General features: G+C 47.2%; 1 protein-coding gene. It reads right to left on the reverse strand.

What is annotated here, in order from left to right; genetic code table 11:
• The coding region (locus tag BCT81_RS29850) for an alpha/beta hydrolase (RefSeq protein ID WP_241908265.1) at window positions 1–449 on the reverse strand (449 nt) is incomplete at both ends.

A 449-nucleotide genomic window follows, 5' to 3' on the forward strand; every position in this document is an offset into this window, starting at 1 on the left:
TCTAGCATTGGGAAGTGGCCTGAGTCTTCAATGCAGTAAATCCTGTAATCCTTGATGTGTTTCTTGTTCGCTTCTGAATCCGTTGGCCATAGGCGAGCGTTAACCAATATTACTGGCACATTCACGTTCTCATAGACGCGGTGAGCTTCGCCTGTCACATATTGGCCTAGATAATGGCGGAACTGGTTTATCGCGATAGTTGGCGGTGCTGATGCCATGTCTTGCGTTACCCAGTAAAGTAAATCTGCGTCTACGTCTTTTGGTAGCGAGTCTTTCACGAACATAGTGATGCCCGCTTGGAAGTCGGCTTCAAAAGGTTTGGTCATTGCATCTAGATCGCTTTGTGAAACCGCTAGTGCGACGTTTTGCGATGTATCGACACCAATAATACCCTTCACTCTTTCCGGCATCAGTTTAGCGGCTTCTGCAATAACACCACCAGCCATTGA

The organism is Vibrio sp. 10N.261.52.A1 (assembly GCF_002876325.1).
GTDB lineage: Bacteria > Pseudomonadota > Gammaproteobacteria > Enterobacterales > Vibrionaceae > Vibrio > Vibrio chagasii.